The sequence below is a fragment of the Nocardia sp. NPDC058518 genome (genome assembly GCF_042719655.1).
GTDB lineage: Bacteria > Actinomycetota > Actinomycetes > Mycobacteriales > Mycobacteriaceae > Nocardia.
This window is the reverse complement of record NZ_JBHXNJ010000013.1, coordinates 100,620-122,894: the sequence shown is the minus strand read 5'-3', so window position 1 is coordinate 122,894 and position 22,275 is coordinate 100,620. Positions and strand designations below refer to the sequence as shown.

The following is a 22,275-nucleotide window of genomic DNA, read 5'->3' as shown; positions in this document are numbered from 1 at the left end:
GCTCAGACCCCTCCCTCTCCGGTGCTGCCGTCGGTATCGGCGGCGGTGACGAACAATTCCTCGGCCTTGCGCACCCGCACGGTGACCACCGCGCCGCGATATCTGGCCAGCGCGGGCAAGACCAGCAGCCCGTCATCGACCGGCCGGATCAGCCGCAGCTTGGCGAGCAGCGCGAGCACCTCGGTGGTGAGCCCGCCGGTATCGGCCTGCCATTGCGCGGCGAAGGTCGCGCCGTAGCGGTCGGTGAGCGCGGTGACAGTGGCGCGCACCCAGGTCTCGGCCAGGAACGGATAGGTGGCCGGTTCGTCGTCCTCGATCTCGTCGTCGACGAAATCGGTTGTGGTGGTGATGTTTTCGATGTCATCGGCGAGCGGAGCGAACACGCCCGCCGTGGGGATGGACGCGTCGAGCTGGTCGAGCAGCGCGTCATCGGCAGCGAGCGCGCCCCGACGATGGGGGACCGGGTTGTCGATATCGAGAACCGCGTCGGCGATCTCGCCGATCAGCAGCAGCGCCACCTGGGCCAGGGTTCCGGTGCCGGGGAAACGGGTATCGGACAGCCGGCCCGAGGTGTCGATCAGCGCCACCCCTTCCGCCCGGCGTTCGGCCCGCAAACCGGTGCAGTATTCGACCTCGCCGACCAGACGGTCCTGGCCCAGCAGCGCCCGTTCGGCCTCCGGCAGCTCGTCGAGATAGACGACCGGGCGCTCCACCAGTGCCCGGCGAACCCGGCGGGCCTGCTCGGGCGATGCCTGTTCGGTGTCTTCGGCCAGCAAACCGCGCACGCTGTGCAGGTGTTGCAGTGCGCGCGGGGGCCGGAACAGGGCGAACACCACCGGCCGGTCGATGTCGTAGAGGGCCTCGCCCGCCTCCGGGTCGCTGGCCCAGCCACCCGCATCGCCGTCGGCCAAGGTCAGCGCACCACGCGCACCGAGCCAGCCCACGGCGTCGACGAAGGCGTCGCGATCGGCGGCCCGCTCGGTCGACAGGTCGAGGCCCTCGATCCGGCTCGCGTAATCGGCGACGTGCTCGGCCAATTCGGACAGGGTGATCTGGTCGCCCGCCCGGCCGAGCGCGGCGAGCGCCAGCGAGAGATAGGCGTAGCGGCGGCGGTCGAAGACGCGGTCGTTGACGCTGCGGGCGGGCCGGGCGTCGTCGAGTCGGTCGTGCACCGGGTAGAGCCGGGCCGTGGTCTCGGTGACTTCCAGCCGGTAGCCGAACAATTCGGCCAGATCCTCGCGCAGTTCCGTCGCCCAGCGCCGGATCAACGGCAAGGCGATCCGATCGGGGTAGACGCGGGTGACCAGGTGGTTGGCCAGCATCATCCGAGCCGCGCGCTGATAGCTGTCCAGGGCCAGCGCGTCGATCCGTTGCCGTTTCATCGGGCCACCCCCCGCCGCGCTGAACCAGCGCGCACCTCGAGGCGCCGGTTGTTCAAGTGGAGCAGGCCCACCGCGGTGCGGATCACCGTCGACCCGTCGCACGGACGCACCGTCAACGTCACCCCGTTGTCGGAACCTGTTGTGCCGTCGACCTTTCCGCTCACCGGCACCCAGGCGGTGGAAGCCGCGTCGAGCAGGCGCAACAGCACCTCCGTCTCGCGCTGATCCAGCACGCGCTCGTGCACATTGCCCTTCGACAGCGAAGCGGCGGCGGCGGCCCGGTCCCGCTGCGCGGCCAACTGGGCCTCCCGCAACCGCCGAATGCCCGCGTCGTTGCGTGCGATCCGGGCGGGTGCGCCCGCGGTGGGTGCGCGCCCGGTCTCGGCGAGCGTTCGGGAGATCTCCAAAGGCGGTGCGTCCCACCAGGAGCGACTGGTGGGGATCAGCTCCGCATCGGGGTGTTCGAGCGACAGATGACGCGGCCTGCCCAGCCCGAATACCGCGTCGTAGAGCGCGTGCGCACCGCTCGCGGTGGGGGTGGCGACGAACCACTCGGCCAGGTGCCGCAACGCCGATTCCCGGCTGACGCCACCGCGGCGGGTCTCGGTGACCCGGCGCAACAGCGACAGCACCGCCGCGATCGCGCTCATCGTCGCCTCCCGCAGCCGGTCGGCCTCACACGTTTCGGACGACTCGGTGCCCGCGGCGACGAACCAGGTGCGCAACCCGTCCCAGCGCGAACGCCAATCCGCTTCGCGCTCATCGAAACTCAACAGCACCCGCTCGTCGCACCCGGCCGCGCGACCGATCAACTGCTCGACCCCGGTCTCCTCGACCTCGCCGATCGCCGCCGCCAGCCGCGGCGCGAACCGGGCCAGATCCAGACTGAACTCCCGCATGTGCGCCAGCAGCGCATCCTTGTGCGCGAGAAAGGATTCCGGGGTGATCTCGGTCGTGCGCACCAGATCGCCCAGCGACAGATAGAAATGCGCGGCCCGCGCGGCCATGTCGGTGAGCGCGGCGTCGAGCCTGCGCAAGGTGGTGTAGACCCGCTCGGCATCGCCGTCGCGATTGGCGGCGGCGAGCGTGCGCAGGTCGGCGAGCAGTTCGGGCAGCACGAGCCGTGACAGCGACGCGTCCTCCATCCGGGCCGCGAGCACCCCGGCCACCGCCCGGTAGGCCTGGAAGCCGGCCTGCGCGAACTGGTAGACGTAGTGCCGGTTGCGGTACTCGGCCAGGGTGGCCGCCCTGGTGCCGTCATAGCTGCGTTCGAGCACACCCCAGCGATGCAACTGCTCGAGCAGCGGACCGATCCCGGCCGCGGGCAGTGGGACACCCGCGGCCGCCTCGATCCGGCCGCCCGCCTCGGCTCTCGAAATCCACTCGGCGACGTCGTCGGCGTGCAACAACACCACGTAGGCGGCGCGAGCGCTGTCGAAGGCGCGCAGTACCCGCAGGTAGTCGGCGCGCTTCTCGGCGGTCGCGAACGAGAACAACCGCAGACGCTCGTCCCAGAGGGCGGGTACGGCGCTGGGCAGGCCGTCGGCGGAGTCGGTCACCGTAGACAGGTTAGTGGTGGCCTCCGGGGGCTCCGCCGGACCCGTCCCCGATCGGCGTGGCACCGCCGGGCGAACTCACCCGACATTGAGCGATCGCAGCTGGTCGAGGAACGATTGGGTGCGCTGATCTCCTGGGTATCGTTCGATGATCTCCCTGGCCGCCTCGCCCGCGATCCACGCCAGCGACGGCAGCGACTTGCGACCCGCGGAGAACGCCGCGACGCCCTCCTCGACCGCGCGCTCGAGATCGCGGTCGCGCACGGCGACGACAGCCAGCGTCAGCCGCGCCTCCGAGACCCGCATGGGATTGCGGACCGAACCGTCCGGTCGGGTCGAATCGCTGATCACCTGCCGGGCGTAGCGTTCGGCCAGTCGATCCTGGCCTGCCACCCGGCAGCAGTCCATCGCGTAGAAGTCGAACTTGGTGGCGTCGACGACGAAGTGGTTGTCCAGATCGGCCGGGTGGCCCATCCGCGACAGAATCGCCTTGCCCTCGTCGAGTGCGGTCTGCATCGCGCGGCGGTCACCGAGCCGGGCCCAGCCCTTGGCACGCTGCGCGGCCAGCTGCACCCCGACACTCGACGACGTGGTGCCTGCCATCGCCTTCTCCGAGACATCGATCGCGCCACGGAAGTTGCCCTGTGTCAACGCGAACCACGCCGACATCTCCGCGGCCCACCCCACGATCTCGGGATTGCCCGCTTCACGGCCGAGGGAATCGGCGGCCCGGCGGGTGGCTTCGGCACCGCCTCGGCGGCCGAGGTCGTAATCGACGCAACCCACCAGCAACGCGACCCAGCCTGCCAGTACGAGGATCTCCCGATGCTGGCTCAGGGTCAGTCTGCCGTCGAGCAGCGAGGTGATCCGGCGCAGCCACGCGGTCCCCTCGGCGTGCAGTGCGTGGGGTTCGGCGTAAGCGTATTCGCAGCACAACCGTTCGGCGGTGATCCGCACCGCGTCCAGTGTTGCGCTGTTGACGTCGGACATCCTGAGTCGTCCGATGAACTCCAAAGTGTCCATACCGGTTGCCGATAACAGCTCGTCATCCCGGTTGGGGCGGGACTTCGGGAAGAACGCGGCGGGGACGGTGTCGAACGCGGCCGCGATGATCGGCGCGTAGAACTCGTCAGGTCGCGATTCCCCGGATTCCCAGCGGCGCCAGTTGCGCAGCAGGGTACTGTCCGTCGGCAGGTTGTGGGAGGACTTGGCACGCATCGCGCGAACGGCATCGGCTTGCGACCACCCCCTCGCGTCACGTTCCGAGCGCATCCGAACAGCCCAGACGGGTCGATCATCAGTTGCGGTCACGGCGGTAGTATTCCACCAGTTAACGTTCGGCGTCCCGGATAGGGCAAGTAGATGTCATCGGATTGACATCTGCTGCCGGGGGCCGCGAATGTTCATGATGGAAGCAGGTGCTCGGCTGGACAACCGGATACCTGCTTTGCAGGAGAGCTTGCAGGGCAACGCAGTACCCCCGCGTGGCGCACCGCGCGACGCGGGGGGATCGAGTACACGACAGGTCCGACAACAGAACAGCGATCCCAATCCAACGGAGGTTCGGGTGGAAGCGTTGATCTATGGATACTTGCGGGACGATTTGGCCGATGGCCAGAGCGACCAATTGGAGGATGCGCTACGCAGCCTCGCCCGAACCGCGGGCATGTGTTTCGCCGCGACGTTCCACGAAGCACCCGCGGGTGACGGTGCGGCGTTCGCCGAGCTCACCCAGGAATTGAAGCGGGCCGACGCCCACCACGTGGTGGTGCCGTCACTCGATCACCTTGCCGGCCAGACGATTCCGCGTGACCTGCTGATCGCGAAGCTGGCGCACGAGGCGGCCGCTCAGGTGCTGACCCTGGAGCGTTAGCCATGGGATCGCACGCCTGCACCGATCCGCCATCTCGGTAGCCGCCGCGCCGGCGGCCAGACAGGCCGCCAGCGCCAGCAATCGCTGGTCGCCGAACACCGGGTACACCTGCCAGTGCAGCAGATACGCGAACAGGGAGCTGTCGGCCACCGCCACCGCCACCACGGCGACGACGGTGGGCACGCGCAGCGCGGGCAGCCAGATCAAGATCGCAATGCCTGCCATGACAAGGCGTTCCCGCTCGGTGACGCCGAAATATCCGGGCACACCAGCCAGCAGCACGGCGCTGACGATCAGCCGCTGCCAGACTGCCGTCGCCTTCGCTCCGGCCCAGCCGAGAACGAAGTACCAACAGGCCAGCGGTGAGAATGTGATTTCGCGTTCGGGATAGAGCCCGAACGAATGCCAGCGCAGGATCAGGGTGAGGCCGAGCAGGCCGAGCGCGAACCAGAACGGCGCCCGTCGCTCCCACCGGTCGATCCGGGGGATCCTGATCAGCAGCGCGCAGGCCACCGTGCAGTACACGAGTACTTCCAGGAACCACAGATGTCCCGCCGTGTCATTGCGCGGTCCGAGAATCTTGTTGAGCAGCAACACATTCTGCCAGCCGTAGTAGCCGGGTTGCCAGGCCATCGTGAGCAGTACCCAGAGTGCGGCAGGCACCGCGATCATCGCCACGGCCCGCCCGGTGAGCTGGAGTCGCCGGGCGCGTGGGGCCGAACTCACCGCGAACCGCCCGAAGTTGTAGCCGGCCACGGCCAGCAGGACGTGCGCCGCGCCCCACAGTTCGAACAGCTGGATGTGGGAGCCGAGGATGAGCACGATGCCGATGGCGCGCAACGCCGTCGAGGAATCGAGGGCCCGGCCGAAGCGGGTGCGGGTGCGTGGTGATCGGCGCAGGTCGGCGATCGAGCGCTGTGGCCAGTCGGCGGGCAGCGTGCCGAGCACGCGTTCCAGGCGTGCCGCGACGGCGACGTAACTCAGTGAATTGCCACCCAGGTCCGCGAAACTGTGTGCGGGTGAGATCGACTCGATCGGCAGGCCGAGGGCGTCGGCGTAGATCGCGCCGACATCGTCGCCGTGGCCGGCCGACGTGGTCGCGAGCGCGCGTACCGCGGGATAGTCGATCTTGCCGGTGGCCAGCCGTGGGAGTTCGTCGATGACGGTCACGCTGATCGCGGTGGTGGGCAGTCCCGATATCTCGGCGATCAGCCGCGCTGCCGCCTCTTCGTCGACTCGATGCGATGTCGCCGACGATGCCGATCGGGGGAGTGCCGCCGCGATCAGCCGGGCACCGTCGTCGGTGCATGCGGCGATGAAACCGGCTGTGGCCAGCTCTGATTCGATGCGGCCCAGGTCGATGCGCAGGCCGAACAGTTTGGCGAAGCGGCTGCGCCTGCCGACGACCTGGAACAGCCCGTCGGCGGTGCGCCGGGCCAGATCCCCGGTGCGCAGCGCGTCGACGGTGCGGCCCAGCGCCAAGTCGGCGGGGCGGTGCGCGTAGCCGAGCATCACGTTCGGGCCGTGGTAGACGAGTTCCTCGGCGGCGCCGTCGTCGACCGGTGTCAGGGTGAAATGCCCGCCCGGAATGGGGATTCCGATGCAGTCGGGGTGCTCGGCCGCCGATTCCGGTGGTAGATAGGCCATTCGAGCGGTGGCCTCGGTCTGGCCGTACATCACGAAGAACCGCCAGCCCGCGGCCGCGCCGAGCTCCGCGTACGTCCGCACCCTGGCGGGTTCGAGCCTGCCGCCCGCCTGGGTCACGTAGCGCAGATCCGGTAGCGACATCTGTGCGAAGCCGATCCGGTCCAGGAGGTCGACCGTGTAGGGCACCGCGGCGAACGAGGTGGCCCGGTGTGCGCGGAACTCGTCCCAGAATTCGGGCTCGAGCACGGAACGCTCGGTGAGCAGCAGGCTCGCACCGCGCCGCAGGTGGCTGTGGACGACCGACAGCCCGTAACAGTAGAACAGCGGCAGGGTGGTCGCCGCGCGGTCGTGCGGGCCGATGCCGAGGTACTCGGCGATGGACTCGGCGTTGGCGGTCAGGTTGTGCGCCGACAGCCGCACCAGCTTCGGCGACCCGGTCGAGCCGGAGGTGCTGAGCAGCAGCGCCAGCTCCGGATGCAGCCGGTGCGCCGACTGCGCGCGGTTCGCGACGACGCGGCCGCGATCGATGATCACGTCCGGGTCGTAGGTCGCGGCCAGTTCGCCGGTGAGCTCGCCGGTCAGCAACACCGCGCACCCCGCCTCCAGAGCGCCGAGGTAGGCGACGAGGGAGTCGAGATCGTTGCCGACCGTGAGCGCGACGAGCCGCCGGACCGGACCCAGCCCGGCGGAGAACTCAGCGACGCGGTCGCCGAGCTGGGCATAGGTCACCGGTGCGACGGGCTCGGCGGACCCGGGCCCGGGATGGTGCAGCACCGCGATGCGGTCGTCGAAACCACGCAGATGGGCGACGATCGACTGGGCCGGCATCCGAAAAAGTCTAAGCGGCGTGCCGACGGCAGCCGGGCGCTTTCTGCCCGGCGAACTCCCGATGAACGAGGGCTAGAGGCCGAAGCTGCCCGGACCGCGCCTGCGCAGGTACTTCTCGAACTCCGCCGCGATGGCGTCGCCGTCGATCTTGGCCATGGTCTCGTTGAGGTCGATCGCGGCGTCGCCGCGCTCCTCGAGGGAGCGCACGTACTCGCTGATCTCCTCGTCGCCGAGGGTCATCTCGTTGACCGCGACTTCCCACTCCTCGGCCTGTTTCGGCAGCTCACCGAGCGGAACCTCGATATCGAGGACGTCTTCGACCCGGTGCAGCAGCGCGATCGTCGCCTTCGGGTTCGGCGGTTGCGACACGTAGTGCGGGACCGCGGCCCAGAACGACACCGCGGGTACGCCCGCCTTCACGCACTGGTCCTGCAGTACTCCGGTGATCCCGGTCGGGCCCTCGTACCTGGTCTGTTCCAGACTGAACCGCTCGGCGGCCTCGGGACTGTAGGCCGAACCGGTCACCGGCACCGGGCGGGTATGCGGGGTATCGGCCAGCAGCGCGCCGAGGATGACGACGGTCTCCACCCCGAGCTGCTCGATGAACTCGAGCAGGTCGTCGCAGAAACTGCGCCATTTCATGTTCGGTTCGATGCCACGCAGCAGCACCACGTCGCGGTCGCTGCCGGGCGGGGAACACACCGACAGCATCGTCGACGGCCACTGGATCTCCCTGGTCACGCCGTCGACCTGACGGACCGTCGGCCGGTTCACCTGGTAGTCGTAGTAGTCCTCGGAATCGAGTTCGGCCAGCGGCTCGGCATCCCAGATCAACTCCAGATGTTCGATGGCTCCGCTGGCGGCATCGCCTGCGTCGTTCCAGCCCTCGAAGGCGGCAACCATGACGGGATTGCGCAACGTCGGCAGTTCCGTCTCGGGGGTCTCACTGGCATCCACCCGGTCAGCCTAGTGTCTTGTGCGAATTGTTTTGCGGTGACCGACGCTGTTGCGTGTTTCCGCCGCGGACAGTGGCGCAGGCCACTCGATTCACCCACAGTGGTCTTGTTCGTCGGGGGCGCCCTCTAGTCTTGAATCATGTCTGCGTCCTTGCCCACCGGGTTCGATACCACGCTCCTCGACACGCTGCGGCGGCGTGTCGTCATCGGCGACGGCGCGATGGGCACGATGTTGCAGGCCGCGGATCTGTCGCTCGACGACTTCCGTGGCCTCGAGGGTTGCAACGAGATCCTCAACGACACCCGCCCCGATGTGCTCGCCGACATCCACCGCGCCTACTTCGCCGCGGGCGCGGATGCGGTGGAGACCAACACTTTCGGCTGCAACCTGCCCAACCTCGCCGATTATGACATCCAGGACCGGATCCGTGATCTGTCCGAGCGCGGCACCCGGATCGCCCGCGATGTCGCCGACGAGATGGGCCCGTCCGCCGACGGCACCCCGCGCTACGTGCTGGGCTCGATGGGGCCGGGCACCAAGCTGCCGACCCTGGGCCACGCACCGTACGTGTCGCTGCGCGATGCCTACACCGAAGCGGCGCTCGGCATGCTCGACGGCGGCGCCGACGCCATCCTCATCGAGACCTGCCAGGACCTGCTCCAGGTGAAGGCCGCGATCACCGGCAGCCGCCGGGCCATGATCGCGGCGGGCCGCCGGATCCCGATCATCACCCACGTCACCGTGGAGACCACCGGCACCATGCTGGTCGGCAGTGAGATCGGCGCGGCGCTGACCGCGCTGGAACCGCTCGGCATCGACATGATCGGTCTGAACTGCGCCACCGGACCGGCGGAGATGAGCGAACACCTGCGGCACCTGTCGCGGCACGCGAACATCCCCGTGTCGGTGATGCCGAACGCGGGTCTGCCGGTACTCGGTGCCAACGGCGCGGAGTACCCGCTCACCCCCGAAGAGCTCGCCGTCGCGATGAGCGGGTTCGTGTCCGAGTTCGGTCTTTCGCTGGTCGGTGGTTGCTGTGGCACCACCCCGGAGCACATCCGCCAGGTCGCCGAGGCGGTGCGCGAGGTCGAGAAGACGTTGCCGCCGATCACCGATCGTCGTCAGCCCGAGCACGAGCCCGCCGTGTCGAGCATGTACACCGCCGTCCCGTTCGAGCAGGACGCGTCGATCATGATGATCGGTGAGCGCACGAATGCCAACGGCTCCAAGGCTTTCCGTGACGCGATGCTGGCCGCCGACTGGCAGCGGTGCCTCGAGATCGCCAAGGACCAGACCCGCGACGGCGCGCACATGCTCGACCTGTGTGTCGACTACGTGGGCCGCGACGGTGCCGACGACATGAACGAGCTGGCCTCGCGGCTGGCGACCGCCTCGACGTTGCCGATCATGCTCGACTCGACCGAAGTCCCGGTATTGCAGGCAGGCCTGCAGCATCTGGGTGGTCGGTGCGCGGTGAACTCGGTGAACTACGAGGACGGCGCAGGCCCGGATTCACGGTTCCAGCAGATCATGCGCCTGGTCTCCGAGCACGGTGCCGCCGTCGTCGCGCTGACCATCGACGAAGAGGGCCAGGCCCGCACCGCCGATCACAAGGTCGCGATCGCCGAGCGTCTCATCGATGACATCACCGCCAACTGGGGCCTGGCGGAGTCCGACATCATCGTCGACACGCTGACCTTCACCCTGGGCACCGGGCAGGAGGAGTCGCGCAAGGATGGTGAGGAGACGATCAAGGCCATCCGCGAGCTCAAGCGCCGCCGCCCGCAGGTGCAGACCACGCTGGGTCTGTCGAACATCTCCTTCGGCCTGAATCCGGCCGCCCGGCAGGTGCTGAACTCGGTGTTCATGCACGAATGTGTGCAAGCGGGTCTGGATTCGGCGATCGTGCACGCGTCGAAGATCCTGCCGATGAGCCGGATTCCCGAGGAGCACCAGCAGGTCGCCCTCGATCTGATCTATGACCGTCGCACCGAGGACTACGACCCGCTGCAGAAGCTGATGGCGCTGTTCGAGGGCGTCTCGACGGCATCGTCGAAGGCCTCGCGCGCCGAGGAAATGGCTCTGCTGCCCTTGTTCGAGCGTCTCGAGCGGCGCATCGTCGACGGTGAACGCAACGGTCTCGGTGACGATCTCGACGAGGCGATGCAGACCGTGCCGCCGCTGCAGATCATCAACGAGACCCTGCTCTCGGGCATGAAGACCGTGGGTGAGCTGTTCGGTTCGGGCCAGATGCAGCTGCCGTTCGTGTTGCAGTCGGCCGAGGTGATGAAAACCGCTGTCGCGCACCTGGAACCGCACATGGAAGCGACCGACGACGCGGGTAAGGGCCGGATCGTGCTGGCCACGGTGAAGGGCGATGTCCACGACATCGGCAAGAACCTGGTCGACATCATCCTGTCCAACAACGGCTACGAGGTGGTCAACCTCGGCATCAAGCAGCCCATCGCGACCATCCTCGACGCCGCGCAGGACAAGAAGGCCGACGTGATCGGCATGTCCGGGCTGCTGGTGAAGTCGACCGTGGTGATGAAGGAGAACCTCGGTGAACTCAACTCCAAGGGTGTCGCCGAACAGTTCCCGGTGCTGCTCGGTGGCGCCGCGCTGACCCGTTCCTACGTGGAGAACGACCTGACCGCGGTCTACGACGGCGACGTGTACTACGCCCGTGACGCCTTCGAGGGTCTGCGGTTGATGGACGAGATCATGACCGTCAAGCGCGGCGGCGGGCTCGACCCGGACAGCCCGGCGGCGATCGCGGCCAAGGAGAAGGCCGCCGAGCGCAAGGCGCGTCACGAGCGGTCCAAGCGGATCGCGGCCGAACGCAAGGCCGCCGAGACGCCGATCGTGGTGCCCGAACGCTCCGATGTGGCCACGGATCTGCCCGTGCCGACGCCGCCGTTCTGGGGCACCCGGGTGATCAAGGGTCTGCCGCTGGCGGAGTACTCGGGTCTGCTGGACGAGCGGGCGCTGTTCCTCGGTCAGTGGGGTCTGCGTGGTCAGCGGGCAGGCGAAGGCCCGACCTACGAGGATCTGGTGGAGACCGAGGGCCGGCCGCGGTTGCGCGCCTGGCTCGACCGGCTCGCCACCGAGGGTGTGCTGCAACATGCCGCCCTGGTGTACGGGTACTTCCCCGCCGTGTCGGAGGGCGACGAGGTCATCGTGCTGACCGAGCCGAATCCTGATGCGCCGGAGCGGTATCGGTTCACCTTCCCGCGTCAGCAGCGTGATCGGTTCCTGTGCATCTCCGACTTCATCCGTTCGCGTGAGCGGGCCCGGGAGACCGGGCAGGTCGATGTGTTGCCGTTCCAGCTGGTCACGATGGGTCAGCCGATCGCCGACTTCGCCAACGCGCTGTTCGCCGCCGACAACTACCGCGACTACCTCGAGGTGCACGGTGTCGGTGTGCAGCTCACCGAGGCGCTGGCCGAGTACTGGCATCGCCGGGTGCGTGAAGAGCTGACCGTCGACGGCAAGTCCGTCGCCGCCGAGGATCCCGCCGATGTGCAGGACTACTTCAAGCTCGGTTACCGGGGCGCGCGGTACTCCTTCGGTTACGGCGCCTGCCCTGACCTGGAAGATCGCGCCAAGCTCGTCGACCTGCTCGACGCGGGCCGGGTCGGGGTGACGCTGTCGGAAGAACTGCAGCTGCACCCCGAGCAGTCGACGGACGCGTTCGTGCTGCTGCATCCGGAGGCGAAATACTTCAACGCCTGAGACACTTCAGGAACAGGTGAACAGGCGTCGGCAGATCGGATCGGCCCCGCGGGCCGGTCCGATTGTCGTTGCGGCGCTTGTGAGTCTGGTCACGATGCGGCGCTGGGTCCATGGACCGGGCTGTCCCGCAACAGGATCGAAGCAGTTCAGCACGTAGGATTTTCCAAAGTTTCATCCCGCTGTGGCGCGGAGGGCGAGACGACTCAGCGGTAAGCAGGAGGGGCACAGAATATGACATCGGATCGGTTGATCGCGGGACGCTATCGACTCACCGACCCGATCGGCACGGGCGCGATGGGAGTCGTGTGGCGCGCCACCGACGTCCGGCTGCGGCGCACCGTCGCGGTGAAGCAGGTGCTGCTCGCGCCCGGTCTCACCGGATCGCAAGCGCTGGAAGGGAAACTGCGCGCGATGCGGGAGGGCCGGATCGCGGCCCGCCTGCACCACCCCAACGCCATCACCGTCTTCGATGTCGCCGAAGAGGACGGCCAGCCGTGGCTGGTCATGGAATACATGAACGCGCCGAGCCTCGCGGTGAAGCTGGCAGGCGGGGTGACCCTGCCGCCGATCGCGGTGGCGGGGATCGGCGCCCAGGCCGCCGCGGCGCTGTCGGCCGCGCACGATGCCGGGATCATGCACCGCGATGTGAAACCGGCAAACCTGCTCGTCGGCGACGACGGCACGGTCAAACTCACCGACTTCGGCATCTCGCACGCGACCGGGGACGTCACCGTCACCGCCACCGGGTTCCTGGCGGGCACCCCCGCGTACCTGGCGCCCGAGATCGCGCGCGGCGACAACCCCAAGCCCGCCGCCGACGTGTTCGCCCTCGGCTCGACGCTGTACGCCGCCTCCGAAGGCGCGCCGCCGTTCGGTGAGGGCGACAACCCCCTGGCTGTGCTGCACGCCGTCGCGCGCGGTGTGGTGCCGGAGCCGAAGAACGCGGGCCCCCTCGCGCCGGTCCTGATGTGGCTGCTGACCGCGTCCGCCGATGACCGGCCGACGATGGCGCAGGCCCGCACAGCGCTGGAAGACGTTGCGGCGGGCCGGGTTCCGGCACTTCCCGCCTCCGCGACGAAGATACTGCCGGTGAGCGAGGCGGTGACGACGCCGACCCCGCAGCCCGCGAACGGGGGAGCGGTGGCGAAATCCGGTGCGGCCGCACTGTTCGGCAGCGGCCTGGCCATGAGGATGGCGGCCCGCTCGGCCTTCTCGGGACGGAACTCGACGGCGGAGGCCACGGGCACACCGGCATCGGGCGGGGTCGGGTCGGCGGCCGGCGCGGTCGGTCACGCGGCCGCAGGCGATCCTGGCTCGGTGCGGCCGCGCGACGCCACGTCGCCGAACTCGAGCGGTGTCGAACGTGCGGGCGCTGAGGCGGATACACGCGCCCGAGCCGCAGCTGGGCCGACGCAGGCCTCGACCACTGGCCTCCATCCCGCGTTCCCCGCTCCGCCGTCGCGCACCGACCGCGCGAACAACAGCCGCGCCGTCCTGTTGCTGGCCGCGGCCGTCGCTGCCTTCACGGTCATGCTCGTCGTGCTGGTGGTCACCCGCGACCGGGGCGGCGAGCCCGATCAGCAGGCGCAGATCCCGGCATCGCCGGTCACCGTCACGACCATGGTCGACGGCAAGGTGAGCACCGTCGTCATCGTGCCCGAGCAGGAGACGATCACCGTGTCCGCCCCACCCGCGGCCGTGCCGAGCGGTGCGACCCCGACCAGCACCTCGGCCAAGCCCACCCCCACCACCCCGAATCCGACCAGCACGACCATCACCACCACCCCCTTCGGCCCGCCCACCCCGGATCGGATCAACCAGTTCATCGCCGGGTACTACGGCATGCTCCCCGGCAATATCGGCGGGGCGTGGGCGCAGCTCGCTCCGGGCTACCAGTCGCAGACCGGTGGGTTCGGCCAGTACTCGTCGTTCTGGTCGTCGGTGCGGTCGGTGACTGTCGGCTCGATCACTCCCAACGGGCAGAACCGCGCGGTCGTCACCCTCACCTACCACCTGACCAATGGCACCGTGACCTCGGAGAACCGCTGGATCCAGGTCTCCGGCGACGCGGGCAACCTCCAGATCGCCGGATCGGGCGTCTGAGGCCGACCCGTTACCCTGAACGGGGTCCGGCGACTGCCGGTCACCAGAGGTGATGTGCGACGAGAACGAGGCGAGAAACAGGTGAGCGCGCGACCGGCCGCGGTGTTGTGGGACATGGACGGCACGCTGCTCGATTCGGAGAAGCTGTGGGACATAGCGGTTCGCGAACTGGCCCGTGAGCACGGCCGCGAGCTGACCGACGAGGTCCGCCACGCCCTGATCGGCGCCTCCGGCCCGAACGCGCTGCGCATGCTCTTCGACGGCATCGGCCTTGACCCGACGCCGGCGACGATCGCCGAGGCGGGGGAGTTCCTCGAGCGCCGGGTCACCGAGTTGATGCTCGGCCCGATCCCGTGGCGTCCCGGCGCCAAGGACGCGCTGGCGATGGTGCGCGAGGCGGGTATGAAGTGCGCGCTGGTGACCAACACCAAGCGCTCGCTCACCGAATACGGCCTCGATACCCTCGGCCGCGATTTCTTCGACACATCCGTCTGCGGTGACGAGGTGGCGCACGGCAAGCCCGATCCGGCCATCTACCGCCGCGCCGCGGAACTGCTCGAGGTCGACCCGCGTGACTGTGTCGCGATCGAGGATTCGCCGACCGGATCGCTCGCCGCGCAGGGCGCGGGCTGCGGTCTGATCGTGATCCCGTGCGAGATCGCGGTTCCCGAGGCGCCGGGGCGGGTATTCCGGGAGTCGCTGGTCGGTTTGTCGGTTACGGATCTGCGCGCCGCCCTCGACGCCCGCGTCTGAAAATTGTGAGGGCTCACCGAGATAGGGCGAAATAGCCTACCGTGATAAGACCGAAACCTGGGTGGAATCCGCGAAAACGGTTGCCGCACAGTTGATTTCGCACGGTTGTGATCTTCCCGGGATACGCCCGATTTGTCGAAACCGCGAGCGCGCGCCCGAATATTCCCGCAAACTGGGTACATGACGGGCACGCGGGGGCTTGACGAAATCGTCGACATCGCACGGTATCCACTCACCGATCTCGGTGGTTCGGGCAGGCAGGCGGCCATCGAGGCCGCCCGCGCCGAGCTGGCCGAGGACGGCTGTACGGTCCTGCGTGAGTTCATCCGGCCGCAGCTGCTCGATACGCTGCGCGCCGAGGGAGAGGCGATCGCACCGCACGCCCATTACAAAGTGGAGCGGGTCAATGCCTACAACATTCCCCTCGACGCCGACCTGCCCGCCGACCATCCGGCGCGGATCGTGCTCGACCGCGGCAATGCCTTCGTGGCCCGCGATCGCATCCCCGCCGAAGCGCTGATCCAGCGTCTCTACACCGATCCGGTGTTCCAGCGGTTCGTCGCCGATTGCTTCGAACTCGACGATCTGCACGAATTCGCCGACCCCCTCGCGGGTTTGTGCCTGAACGTGGTCGAGCCGGGGATGTCGCATCCGTGGCATTTCGACACCAACGAATTCACCGTGAGCATGCTCACCCGCAAGCCCGAAGCCGGCGGCGTGTTCGAGTACTGCCCCAATATCCGCGACCCGCACGCCGAGCACCTCGACGACGTGCGCGACGTGCTCACCGGTGACGGCGCCCGGCTCATCCGCGCGCTGGAACTGCGCCCCGGCGATCTGCAGCTGTTCAAGGGCCGTTTCTCCCTGCATCGCGTCACCGAAGTGGCCGGTGTGAGCCAACGACATTCGGCGATTTTCGCCTACACGGACCGACCAGGGGTGATCGGCACGGTCGAACGCACCAGGCAGTTGTTCGGCCGTGTCCTGCCCGACCATGTGGCCGCCGCGGCCGACGCCGTCCGAGGTGACCGACTGCTCGACTGAGAGGAACCGCCCATGTCCGTTCCGTTGCACACCACCGGCAAAGCATCCTTCGACGACATCTACGAAAGTCCCGATCCACGCGCGTATTTCGCGCGCATGAACGAGCTGGACTACCGGATCCCGGAACTGGCGAAGCCGCTCTTCGCCGAACAGCTGCGCCAGCTGCGGGCCGCTCGGCCGGACCGGATCCCGACGGTCCTCGACCTCGGGTGCTCCTACGGGGTGAACGCGGCCCTGCTGCGCAGCGACACCACCGTCGACGAATTGGCCGGGCACTACCGCGATCACGCCGATACCGACAAGGTCGGGCTGATCGCGGCGGACCGGGAGCGGTTGCGCGGCGATCTGATGCCCGACGTACGCTTCATCGGGATGGACGCCGCACGCCCGGCGCTGACTTACGCCCACGCCGCCGGACTCCTGCACGACTACGTGCACGCCGACCTCGAGGCCACCGAGCCCACCGAGGCGCAGCGACGTGTGCTCGCCTCCGCCGATCTGGTGATCTCCACCGGATGCGTCGGCTACATCACCGAGAAAACCCTGTCCAGGGTCGCCCAAGCCGATCCACGCAAGCGACCGTGGATGGCGCATTTCGTGTTGCGGATGTTCGATTTCGGTCCCATCGCCGAGGAACTGGCCGCGCTCGGCTATCGCAGCGAGCAGCGTCCCGGTATGTTCCAGCAGCGGAGGTTCGCCTCGGCACAGGAACGCGAACAGGTGCTGGATGCGTTGGCGGCCAAGGGAATCGACACCACCGACCACGAAGCCGAAGGCTGGCTCTACGCCAACCTGTTCCTGTCCCGCCCGCATCCCATCGAGACCTGAGGACTTGGATTGAACCAACCCACGTTCGCCGCCGAAGACACGCTGCCCCGGGTACCGCTGCCGACACTGGACGACAGTTGCGCGCGGTTCCTGCAGTGGTGTCAGCCCCTGCTCGGCGCCGAGGAATACGCCACCACCGAGGGCGCGGTAGCCGAGCTGCTGCGCCCCGGTGGGGCGGGGCGCGCCCTGCATGCCGCGCTGGCCGAATACGACGCCACCCCCGGCGTCGGCAGCTGGCTCGACGAATTCTGGCCGTCACGGTATCTGGGCCGTCGAGACCGGATCGCGTTGAACGCCAACTTCGTTTTCCTGTTCCGTGACGACACCCCCCTCGCGGCGTCGACCGTCGCCGGGCAGACCGAGCGGGCCGCCGCGATCATCGGGGCGGCAGTCGACTACAAGCTGGCGCTGGACGCGGAGACGATCGCGCCGGTGACCCAGCGCGGGCAGGCGCTGTCGATGTGGCAGAACAAGTACCTGTTCTCCGAGACCCGGATTCCGGGCGAGATCCAGGACAGTGTTCGCAAGCCCTACAGCCCGGAATGGCCGGGGCCCTCGGATGCGCGTCACATCGCGGTCTTCTACCGCGGCAACATCTTCCGGATGGACGTCATCGGGGGCGACGGCGCGCCGTACGCGTTCGACGACGTGGTCGACGGGCTGCGCGCGGTGATCAAGGGCGGCACCAAGCCCGCCGCGACCGACACCTCGGTCGGGCATCTCACCACGAAGGCCCGTGCGGCATGGGCGCGCAGCCGGGAAGTGCTGCGCACCGAGCCCGCCAACGTCGAGGCGTTCGACGCGGTGGAGACGGCGCTGTTCTCGGTGTGCCTGGAGGACTTCGCGCCCCGCGACGAACTGCACGCCTGCGACCAGCTGCTCCACGGTGACAGCGGCAACCGCTACTTCGACAAGTCGGTGTCGTTCATCGTCTTCGCCGACGGTCAGGCCGGCATCAATATCGAGCACTGTGGGCTCGATGGCACCACCGTGCTGTCGTTCGTCGACGCGCTGCTCGAACGGAGTTCCCAGGACCACGCGGCCACCAGCGGGGCGCAATCGCAGGGACTGCCCTCGGTGGAGCCGATCGAGTTCGTGCTCGACTCGGCCGCGCGCGCCGACATCGCCGCGGCGGGGGCCGACTTCGCCCGCTTCGCCGCCGATACGGCCACCTCGCTGGTGTCCTTCGACGACTTCGGGACCGGCGAGGCCAAGAAGCTCGGCATCTCACCCGATGCCTTCGCCCAGCTCAGCTACCAGCTCGCCCACCGGCGCAGCAAGGGGCTCACCGGCGCGACCTACGAATCCATCGCCACCCGGCAGTTCCGCAACGGTCGCACCGAGGCCATGCGTGTGGTGACCCCGGAGATGGTGGCGTTCGTCGACGCGATGGTGTCCCCGGACACCGACACCGAGACCAAGCTGGCCGCGGCGCGCACCGCCGCGTCCGCCCACGTCGCGCGGGCGAAGGAATGCCAAGCCGGGCAGGCGCCCGAGCAGCACCTGTGGGAACTGGAGTGGATCCAGCGCCGCCGCGGCGAACAGCTCGGCGTCGCCGACGAGCGGATCGCGCTGTTCGACAGCCCCGGCTGGACGGTCATGCGCGACGACTACCTGTCGACCAGCTCGGCCCCGTCGAAGTACATCCGCTACTTCGGTTTCGGCTCGACCAGCCCCCGCTGCATCGGCATCGCCTACGTGCTGCTGCCGGATCGGTGGAACATCTACCTGGCCACGCCGAAGTCGGTGTCCGACCAGATGTACGCCTTCGCCGACCACCTCCGCACGTCCGTAGCCGACCTGCGCGAACTGCTGTCCGAACCGGCGTGATCGTTTCCCGGCGTGCCGCAGCTCGCGGTGCGCCGGGAAAACCGCTGGGTCGGGTATGAAACAATCTCTACTCGTGAAGAACTTCGAATCCCTGTTCGCCGAGCTGACCGAGCGTGCCCAGACCCGTCCCGAGGGGTCTGGCACCGTGGCCGCGCTGGACGCAGGCGTTCATTTCCAGGGTAAGAAGGTCCTGGAAGAAGCCGGTGAGATCTGGCTGGCCGCTGAGCACGAGAGCGATGAAGCGCTCGCCGAGGAGATCTCCCAGCTGCTGTACTGGGTCCAGGTGATGATGCTGGGTCGTGGGCTGAAGCTCGAGGACGTGTACCGACATCTGTGACGGCTGATCCGTCCGGATGACACCTCCTCCACTTCCCCCGAAAGGACCCCCCTCCCATGTTGCGCGTCGCCGTCCCCAACAAAGGCTCGCTCTCCGAATCCGCCACCTCGATCCTGAGCGAGGCCGGATATCGCAAGCGGACCGACTCCCGCGATCTGACCGTGCTCGATCCCGCCAATCAGGTCGAGTTCTTCTTCCTGCGTCCCAAGGACATCGCCATCTACGTCGGCTCCGGTGAGCTCGACCTCGGCATCACCGGCCGCGACCTGGCCCTGGACTCCGGCTCCCCGGTCAGCGAGCGACTGTCGCTCGGTTTCGGCCGCTCCAGCTTCCGCTACGCGGCCCCCGCCGGTGAGGACTGGAAGGTCGAGGATCTGGCGGGCAAGCGCATCGCCACCTCCTACCCGAACCTGGTCCGCGCCGACCTCGCCCGCTTCGGGATCGAGGCCGAGGTGATCCGCCTCGACGGCGCGGTCGAGATCTCGATCCAGCTCGGTGTCGCCGACGCCATCGCCGACGTGGTCGGGTCCGGTCGCACCCTGCGTCAGCACAACCTGATCGCGTTCGGCGAATCCCTGTGCGACTCCGAAGGCGTCCTCATCGAACGCACGGGTTCGGACCGCGACGACCGCGCCCGCAACCAGCTCATCAACCGCATCCAGGGCGTCGTCTTCGCCCAGCAGTACCTGATGCTCGACTACGACTGCCCCAAGTCCCTGTTCGACCAGGCAGTCGCCATCACCCCCGGTCTCGAATCACCCACCGTGTCCCCGCTGACCGACCCCGACTGGGTCGCGGTGCGCGCCCTCGTTCCCCGCAAACAGGGCAACGAACTCATGGACCGCCTCGCCGACCTCGGCGCCAAGGCCATCCTCGCCACCGACATCCGCTCCTGCCGAGCCTTCTGAGCCGTTCCGTCCGAGGCCCCTCACCTGTGTTCACCCAGGTGAGGGGCCTCGGTCTTTCGGCGCCTGAACCTACTTCGCCGAGAGACTCTCGAGCGCCTCACGCACGAAACACAACGGGCAAATCGGGTCGAACGGCGCAGTCGGTGCGCCGCCGATGATGGGTTCGGCCACGACCGGCGCCGCTGCCGAGCTAGCCGAGGCGACGGTCGGATAGGTTCCCATCGCCAGCGTGATAGCGGCAAGAGCCACGGCCCTGAACAGAGTGCGGTTCATTTCTTCTCCTCAACTCGGTGGAAACCACCCCAGGGGACGGCAGAGCAGTCCGAAGGTAGTCGTCTTCGGTGCGCCCGGTCGTTACCGCCGACGGGTATTCCGCCGCGGGTAGGCTGGAATCGCGGATTTGTCCGGACAATCAGTGATCGGGGCGAAAATGTCGAACAAGAACGAGCAGGAAGAAAAGATCGAGAAGGAGCAGGTCGAGCGCGAAGAAGAGCGGCGCCGCCTGGAAGAAGAAGAGGAACGCCGCCTGCGGTAGTTTCCGCGCGGGAGTTGCTCGCGACCGCAACGATCGATTCAGGGTGAGTTCAATCGGTGTACTCCCCGGATCTCGTTGCTACCTTGCGTTTCTCTGAAGAGGAACGCGAGGAGTCACCGTGTCGCAGACACCGCCCGAGCCACGGCCGGGCAGCGCATTCACCTGGAACGAAGACTGGTTGGCTACCGTCGTCGGGCTCGTCCTGATCGGCCTTGTGCTGGTCGGGGCCATCCCGGATTGGCTGGTGCCGTGATGGGGGAGACGCGGACGACGTCGGAAACCGCGGCGTTGCAGGCGAACTCGCGGCCTACGGCGCGCGATATCGTGGCGGGGATTCTGCTGGTGCTCGTACTGGGCGCGTTGACCAGGTTCTTCGACACCCATGTTCCGCAATGGGCGGCGGATACCCCCTTCAAGCGGGTCGCGAAGACGGTCGAGTATCCGGTGTACGCGATCGCGATCGGGTTGATCGGCAATGTTGTACTGGGCAAGATCGGTCTGCGGGAACGGCTTTCGGCCGGGTTCCGGACCGAGTTCTTCATCAAGACCGGTGTGGTGCTGCTCGGTGCGTCGATCAACCTGAAGATCCTGGTAACCGCCGCCGCTCCGTCGATCGTGCAGGCGCTGGCATTGATCACCATCGTTTTCGGGTTCACCTGGTGGTTCGGTGGGGTGCTCGGGCTCGACGACAAGCTGCGGGCGCTGCTGTCGTCGGCGGTGTCGATCTGCGGGGTGAGCGCGGCCATCGCGGCGGCGGGTGCGGTGCAGGCCCGGCGCGAGCAGATCGCCTACGCGGCGTCGCTGGTGATCATCTTCGCGCTGCCGTCGATCTTCCTGCTGCCCTGGCTCGCTGATGTTCTCGGGCTCTCCGATGTGGTGGCGGGCGCGTGGATCGGCGGCAACATCGACACCACGGCCGCGGTGGCCGCCGCGGGTGCGCTGGCGGGTGAGGAGTCGTTGCAGATCGCGACGATCGTCAAGACCACCCAGAACGCGCTCATCGGTCTCGTGGCGATCGCTCTCACCGCCTGGTTCGCGTTCCGTGTGGATCGCACCGAGGGTGCCGCGCGTCCGAGCATCGGTGAATTCTGGTCCAGGTTCCCGAAATTCGTGCTCGGGTTCATCGCCGCCTCGATCATCGGCACGCTGTATCTCCAGTCGGTCGACAAGAAGACCGGTGCCGCGCACATCGCCATCATCAACGACCTGCGCACCTGGTTCCTGATCCTGGCGTTCGTCTCCATCGGCCTGGAATTCTCGCTGCGTGGGCTGCGCGAAGCGGGGTGGCGGCCGATCGCGGTCTTCGGATCGGCAGTGCTCGTGAATCTGGCTGTCGGCCTTGGTCTTTCGGTGCTGCTGTTCCGCGACTTCGCCGTGTGACATGCCCGGCGTCGATCGCGGTCACACGTCTTCGGGGAGGCGTTCTGTCACCAGATCGGCAGGAACCGCGGCCTGAACTGGCCAGCCCGGGTACGGCGGCGGCGTGCCGCCGTACTCGGGGCACAGGGGTTTGAAATCGCAGAACTTGCACATCGAGTTGCGCGTCGCCGGGAAGTCCCCGGTCTTGCCCGCGTCGATGATGGCCTGCCAGAGCGCGGTGAGAATGCGCTGGAAGCGATCGAGTTCCTCGCGCTCGGGGGTGTAGGTGAGGATGTTCTTGTCGGCCAGATAGATCAGGCGCAGCTGGGCCGGGACGATGTCGCGGGTGCGCAGGATCATCAGCGCGTAGAACTTGAGCTGGAACAGGGCGCGCGCTTCGTGCATCGGTCCGGGTGAGCGACCGGTTTTGTAGTCGACGACCCGCAGCAGGCCGTTGGGTGCCACATCGATCCGGTCGACGAAACCGCGCAGCGGAATATCGCCGTGGGGGGGGGGCGGGCGCCGCGGCGCCCCCGCGGGGGGGGCGGCTAGGCGCGGGCGCGCGGCCGCGGCGAGGCGCGCGACACCGCTGGGGGCCCC

18 protein-coding genes are annotated in these 22,275 nt (G+C 68.1%); 11 read left to right on the top strand and 7 right to left on the bottom strand.

Annotated features, from left to right (window positions below; translation table 11 throughout):
* Positions 1 to 2: 2 nt before the first annotated feature.
* The 3 genes from ACFWPX_RS22195 to ACFWPX_RS22185 form a co-directional block, all read right to left on the bottom strand.
* Complete coding sequence (locus ACFWPX_RS22195) at positions 3 to 1,382, bottom strand: TIGR02678 family protein (protein WP_378928928.1); 1,380 nt, start codon at positions 1,380 to 1,382, stop codon at positions 3 to 5.
* Positions 1,379 to 2,941 (bottom strand): TIGR02677 family protein, encoded by a 1,563-nt coding sequence (locus ACFWPX_RS22190; protein ID WP_378928927.1) that lies wholly within the window; start codon positions 2,939 to 2,941, stop codon positions 1,379 to 1,381. The genes ACFWPX_RS22195 and ACFWPX_RS22190 overlap by 4 nt, the downstream gene beginning before the upstream one ends.
* A gap of 75 nt (positions 2,942 to 3,016) precedes the next feature.
* Positions 3,017 to 4,156, bottom strand: coding sequence for an XRE family transcriptional regulator (locus ACFWPX_RS22185; RefSeq protein WP_378912758.1), 1,140 nt, complete (start codon positions 4,154 to 4,156; stop codon positions 3,017 to 3,019).
* A gap of 349 nt (positions 4,157 to 4,505) precedes the next feature.
* Here ACFWPX_RS22185 and ACFWPX_RS22180 point away from each other — a divergent pair, with 349 nt between their 5' ends.
* Positions 4,506 to 4,811: a hypothetical protein gene (locus ACFWPX_RS22180; RefSeq protein ID WP_056809962.1), complete on the top strand. Its 306-nt coding sequence runs from the start codon at positions 4,506 to 4,508 to the stop codon at positions 4,809 to 4,811.
* Here ACFWPX_RS22180 and ACFWPX_RS22175 read toward each other — a convergent pair.
* Together ACFWPX_RS22175 and ACFWPX_RS22170 are read right to left on the bottom strand one after the other, a co-directional pair.
* Positions 4,713 to 7,286, bottom strand: a complete 2,574-nt coding sequence (locus ACFWPX_RS22175) for an AMP-binding protein (protein WP_378928926.1) — start codon at positions 7,284 to 7,286, stop codon at positions 4,713 to 4,715. The two genes, ACFWPX_RS22180 and ACFWPX_RS22175, sit on opposite strands and share 99 nt — an antisense overlap.
* Before the next feature lie 72 nt (positions 7,287 to 7,358).
* Positions 7,359 to 8,189, bottom strand: a complete 831-nt coding sequence (locus ACFWPX_RS22170) for a PAC2 family protein (RefSeq protein ID WP_378913138.1) — start codon at positions 8,187 to 8,189, stop codon at positions 7,359 to 7,361.
* 192 nt (positions 8,190 to 8,381) lie between these two features.
* Between ACFWPX_RS22170 and metH the strand changes: the two genes are divergently transcribed.
* From metH to hisG, 8 genes are all read left to right on the top strand, one after another.
* Positions 8,382 to 11,978, top strand: coding sequence for a methionine synthase (metH, locus tag ACFWPX_RS22165; protein ID WP_378928925.1), 3,597 nt, complete (start codon positions 8,382 to 8,384; stop codon positions 11,976 to 11,978).
* Between the two features lie 231 nt (positions 11,979 to 12,209).
* Positions 12,210 to 14,081, top strand: a complete 1,872-nt coding sequence (locus ACFWPX_RS22160) for a protein kinase (RefSeq protein ID WP_378928924.1) — start codon at positions 12,210 to 12,212, stop codon at positions 14,079 to 14,081.
* A gap of 81 nt (positions 14,082 to 14,162) precedes the next feature.
* On the top strand, positions 14,163 to 14,834 hold the full coding sequence (locus ACFWPX_RS22155) for an HAD family hydrolase (RefSeq protein ID WP_378928923.1): 672 nt from the start codon (positions 14,163 to 14,165) through the stop codon (positions 14,832 to 14,834).
* A gap of 180 nt (positions 14,835 to 15,014) precedes the next feature.
* Positions 15,015 to 15,878 carry an arpA protein gene (locus ACFWPX_RS22150; RefSeq protein ID WP_378928922.1) on the top strand — a complete coding sequence of 288 codons (864 nt, stop codon included), beginning with the start codon at positions 15,015 to 15,017 and terminating at the stop codon, positions 15,876 to 15,878.
* Positions 15,879 to 15,890: 12 nt separating this feature from the next.
* Positions 15,891 to 16,706: a class I SAM-dependent methyltransferase gene (locus ACFWPX_RS22145; RefSeq protein ID WP_378928921.1), complete on the top strand. Its 816-nt coding sequence runs from the start codon at positions 15,891 to 15,893 to the stop codon at positions 16,704 to 16,706.
* A gap of 9 nt (positions 16,707 to 16,715) precedes the next feature.
* Positions 16,716 to 18,536: a choline/carnitine O-acyltransferase gene (locus ACFWPX_RS22140; protein WP_378928920.1), complete on the top strand. Its 1,821-nt coding sequence runs from the start codon at positions 16,716 to 16,718 to the stop codon at positions 18,534 to 18,536.
* 55 nt (positions 18,537 to 18,591) lie between these two features.
* A complete protein-coding gene (locus tag ACFWPX_RS22135; RefSeq protein WP_174562637.1) occupies positions 18,592 to 18,873 on the top strand; it encodes a phosphoribosyl-ATP diphosphatase in 282 nt (93 codons plus the stop codon).
* Between the two features lie 56 nt (positions 18,874 to 18,929).
* Positions 18,930 to 19,781 carry an ATP phosphoribosyltransferase gene (hisG, locus tag ACFWPX_RS22130; protein ID WP_378919606.1) on the top strand — a complete coding sequence of 284 codons (852 nt, stop codon included), beginning with the start codon at positions 18,930 to 18,932 and terminating at the stop codon, positions 19,779 to 19,781.
* Positions 19,782 to 19,850: 69 nt separating this feature from the next.
* Here the strand turns inward: hisG and ACFWPX_RS22125 are convergent, their stop codons facing one another.
* Complete coding sequence (locus ACFWPX_RS22125) at positions 19,851 to 20,054, bottom strand: hypothetical protein (protein WP_378919608.1); 204 nt, start codon at positions 20,052 to 20,054, stop codon at positions 19,851 to 19,853.
* Between the two features lie 380 nt (positions 20,055 to 20,434).
* Here ACFWPX_RS22125 and ACFWPX_RS22120 point away from each other — a divergent pair, with 380 nt between their 5' ends.
* Both ACFWPX_RS22120 and ACFWPX_RS22115 read left to right on the top strand, forming a co-directional pair.
* Positions 20,435 to 20,569 (top strand): hypothetical protein, encoded by a 135-nt coding sequence (locus ACFWPX_RS22120; RefSeq protein ID WP_378928919.1) that lies wholly within the window; start codon positions 20,435 to 20,437, stop codon positions 20,567 to 20,569.
* A complete protein-coding gene (locus ACFWPX_RS22115) occupies positions 20,569 to 21,696 on the top strand; it encodes a YeiH family protein (RefSeq protein WP_378928918.1) in 1,128 nt (375 codons plus the stop codon). Before ACFWPX_RS22120 ends, ACFWPX_RS22115 begins: the two co-directional genes overlap by 1 nt.
* Positions 21,697 to 21,717: 21 nt before the next feature.
* Here ACFWPX_RS22115 and ACFWPX_RS22110 read toward each other — a convergent pair.
* Positions 21,718 to 22,275: RecB family exonuclease (locus ACFWPX_RS22110; RefSeq protein WP_378928917.1), on the bottom strand; the 558-nt coding region annotated here is incomplete at its 5' end.

Excerpts from the sequence above, each read along its gene's own strand:
- ACFWPX_RS22185 (WP_378912758.1), bottom strand. The coding sequence starts at position 4,156 with ATGCGTGCCAAGTCCTCCCACAACCTGCCGACGGACAGTACCCTGCTG.
- ACFWPX_RS22195 (WP_378928928.1), bottom strand. The coding sequence starts at position 1,382 with ATGAAACGGCAACGGATCGACGCGCTGGCCCTGGACAGCTATCAGCGC.
- ACFWPX_RS22115 (WP_378928918.1), top strand. The coding sequence starts at position 20,569 with ATGGGGGAGACGCGGACGACGTCGGAAACCGCGGCGTTGCAGGCGAAC.
- hisG (WP_378919606.1), top strand. The coding sequence starts at position 18,930 with ATGTTGCGCGTCGCCGTCCCCAACAAAGGCTCGCTCTCCGAATCCGCC.
- ACFWPX_RS22145 (WP_378928921.1), top strand. The coding sequence starts at position 15,891 with ATGTCCGTTCCGTTGCACACCACCGGCAAAGCATCCTTCGACGACATC.
- ACFWPX_RS22170 (WP_378913138.1), bottom strand. The coding sequence starts at position 8,189 with ATGGTTGCCGCCTTCGAGGGCTGGAACGACGCAGGCGATGCCGCCAGC.
- ACFWPX_RS22125 (WP_378919608.1), bottom strand. The coding sequence starts at position 20,054 with ATGAACCGCACTCTGTTCAGGGCCGTGGCTCTTGCCGCTATCACGCTG.
- ACFWPX_RS22175 (WP_378928926.1), bottom strand. The coding sequence starts at position 7,286 with ATGCCGGCCCAGTCGATCGTCGCCCATCTGCGTGGTTTCGACGACCGC.
- ACFWPX_RS22135 (WP_174562637.1), top strand. The coding sequence starts at position 18,592 with ATGAAACAATCTCTACTCGTGAAGAACTTCGAATCCCTGTTCGCCGAG.
- ACFWPX_RS22150 (WP_378928922.1), top strand. The coding sequence starts at position 15,015 with ATGACGGGCACGCGGGGGCTTGACGAAATCGTCGACATCGCACGGTAT.
- metH (WP_378928925.1), top strand. The coding sequence starts at position 8,382 with ATGTCTGCGTCCTTGCCCACCGGGTTCGATACCACGCTCCTCGACACG.
- ACFWPX_RS22160 (WP_378928924.1), top strand. The coding sequence starts at position 12,210 with ATGACATCGGATCGGTTGATCGCGGGACGCTATCGACTCACCGACCCG.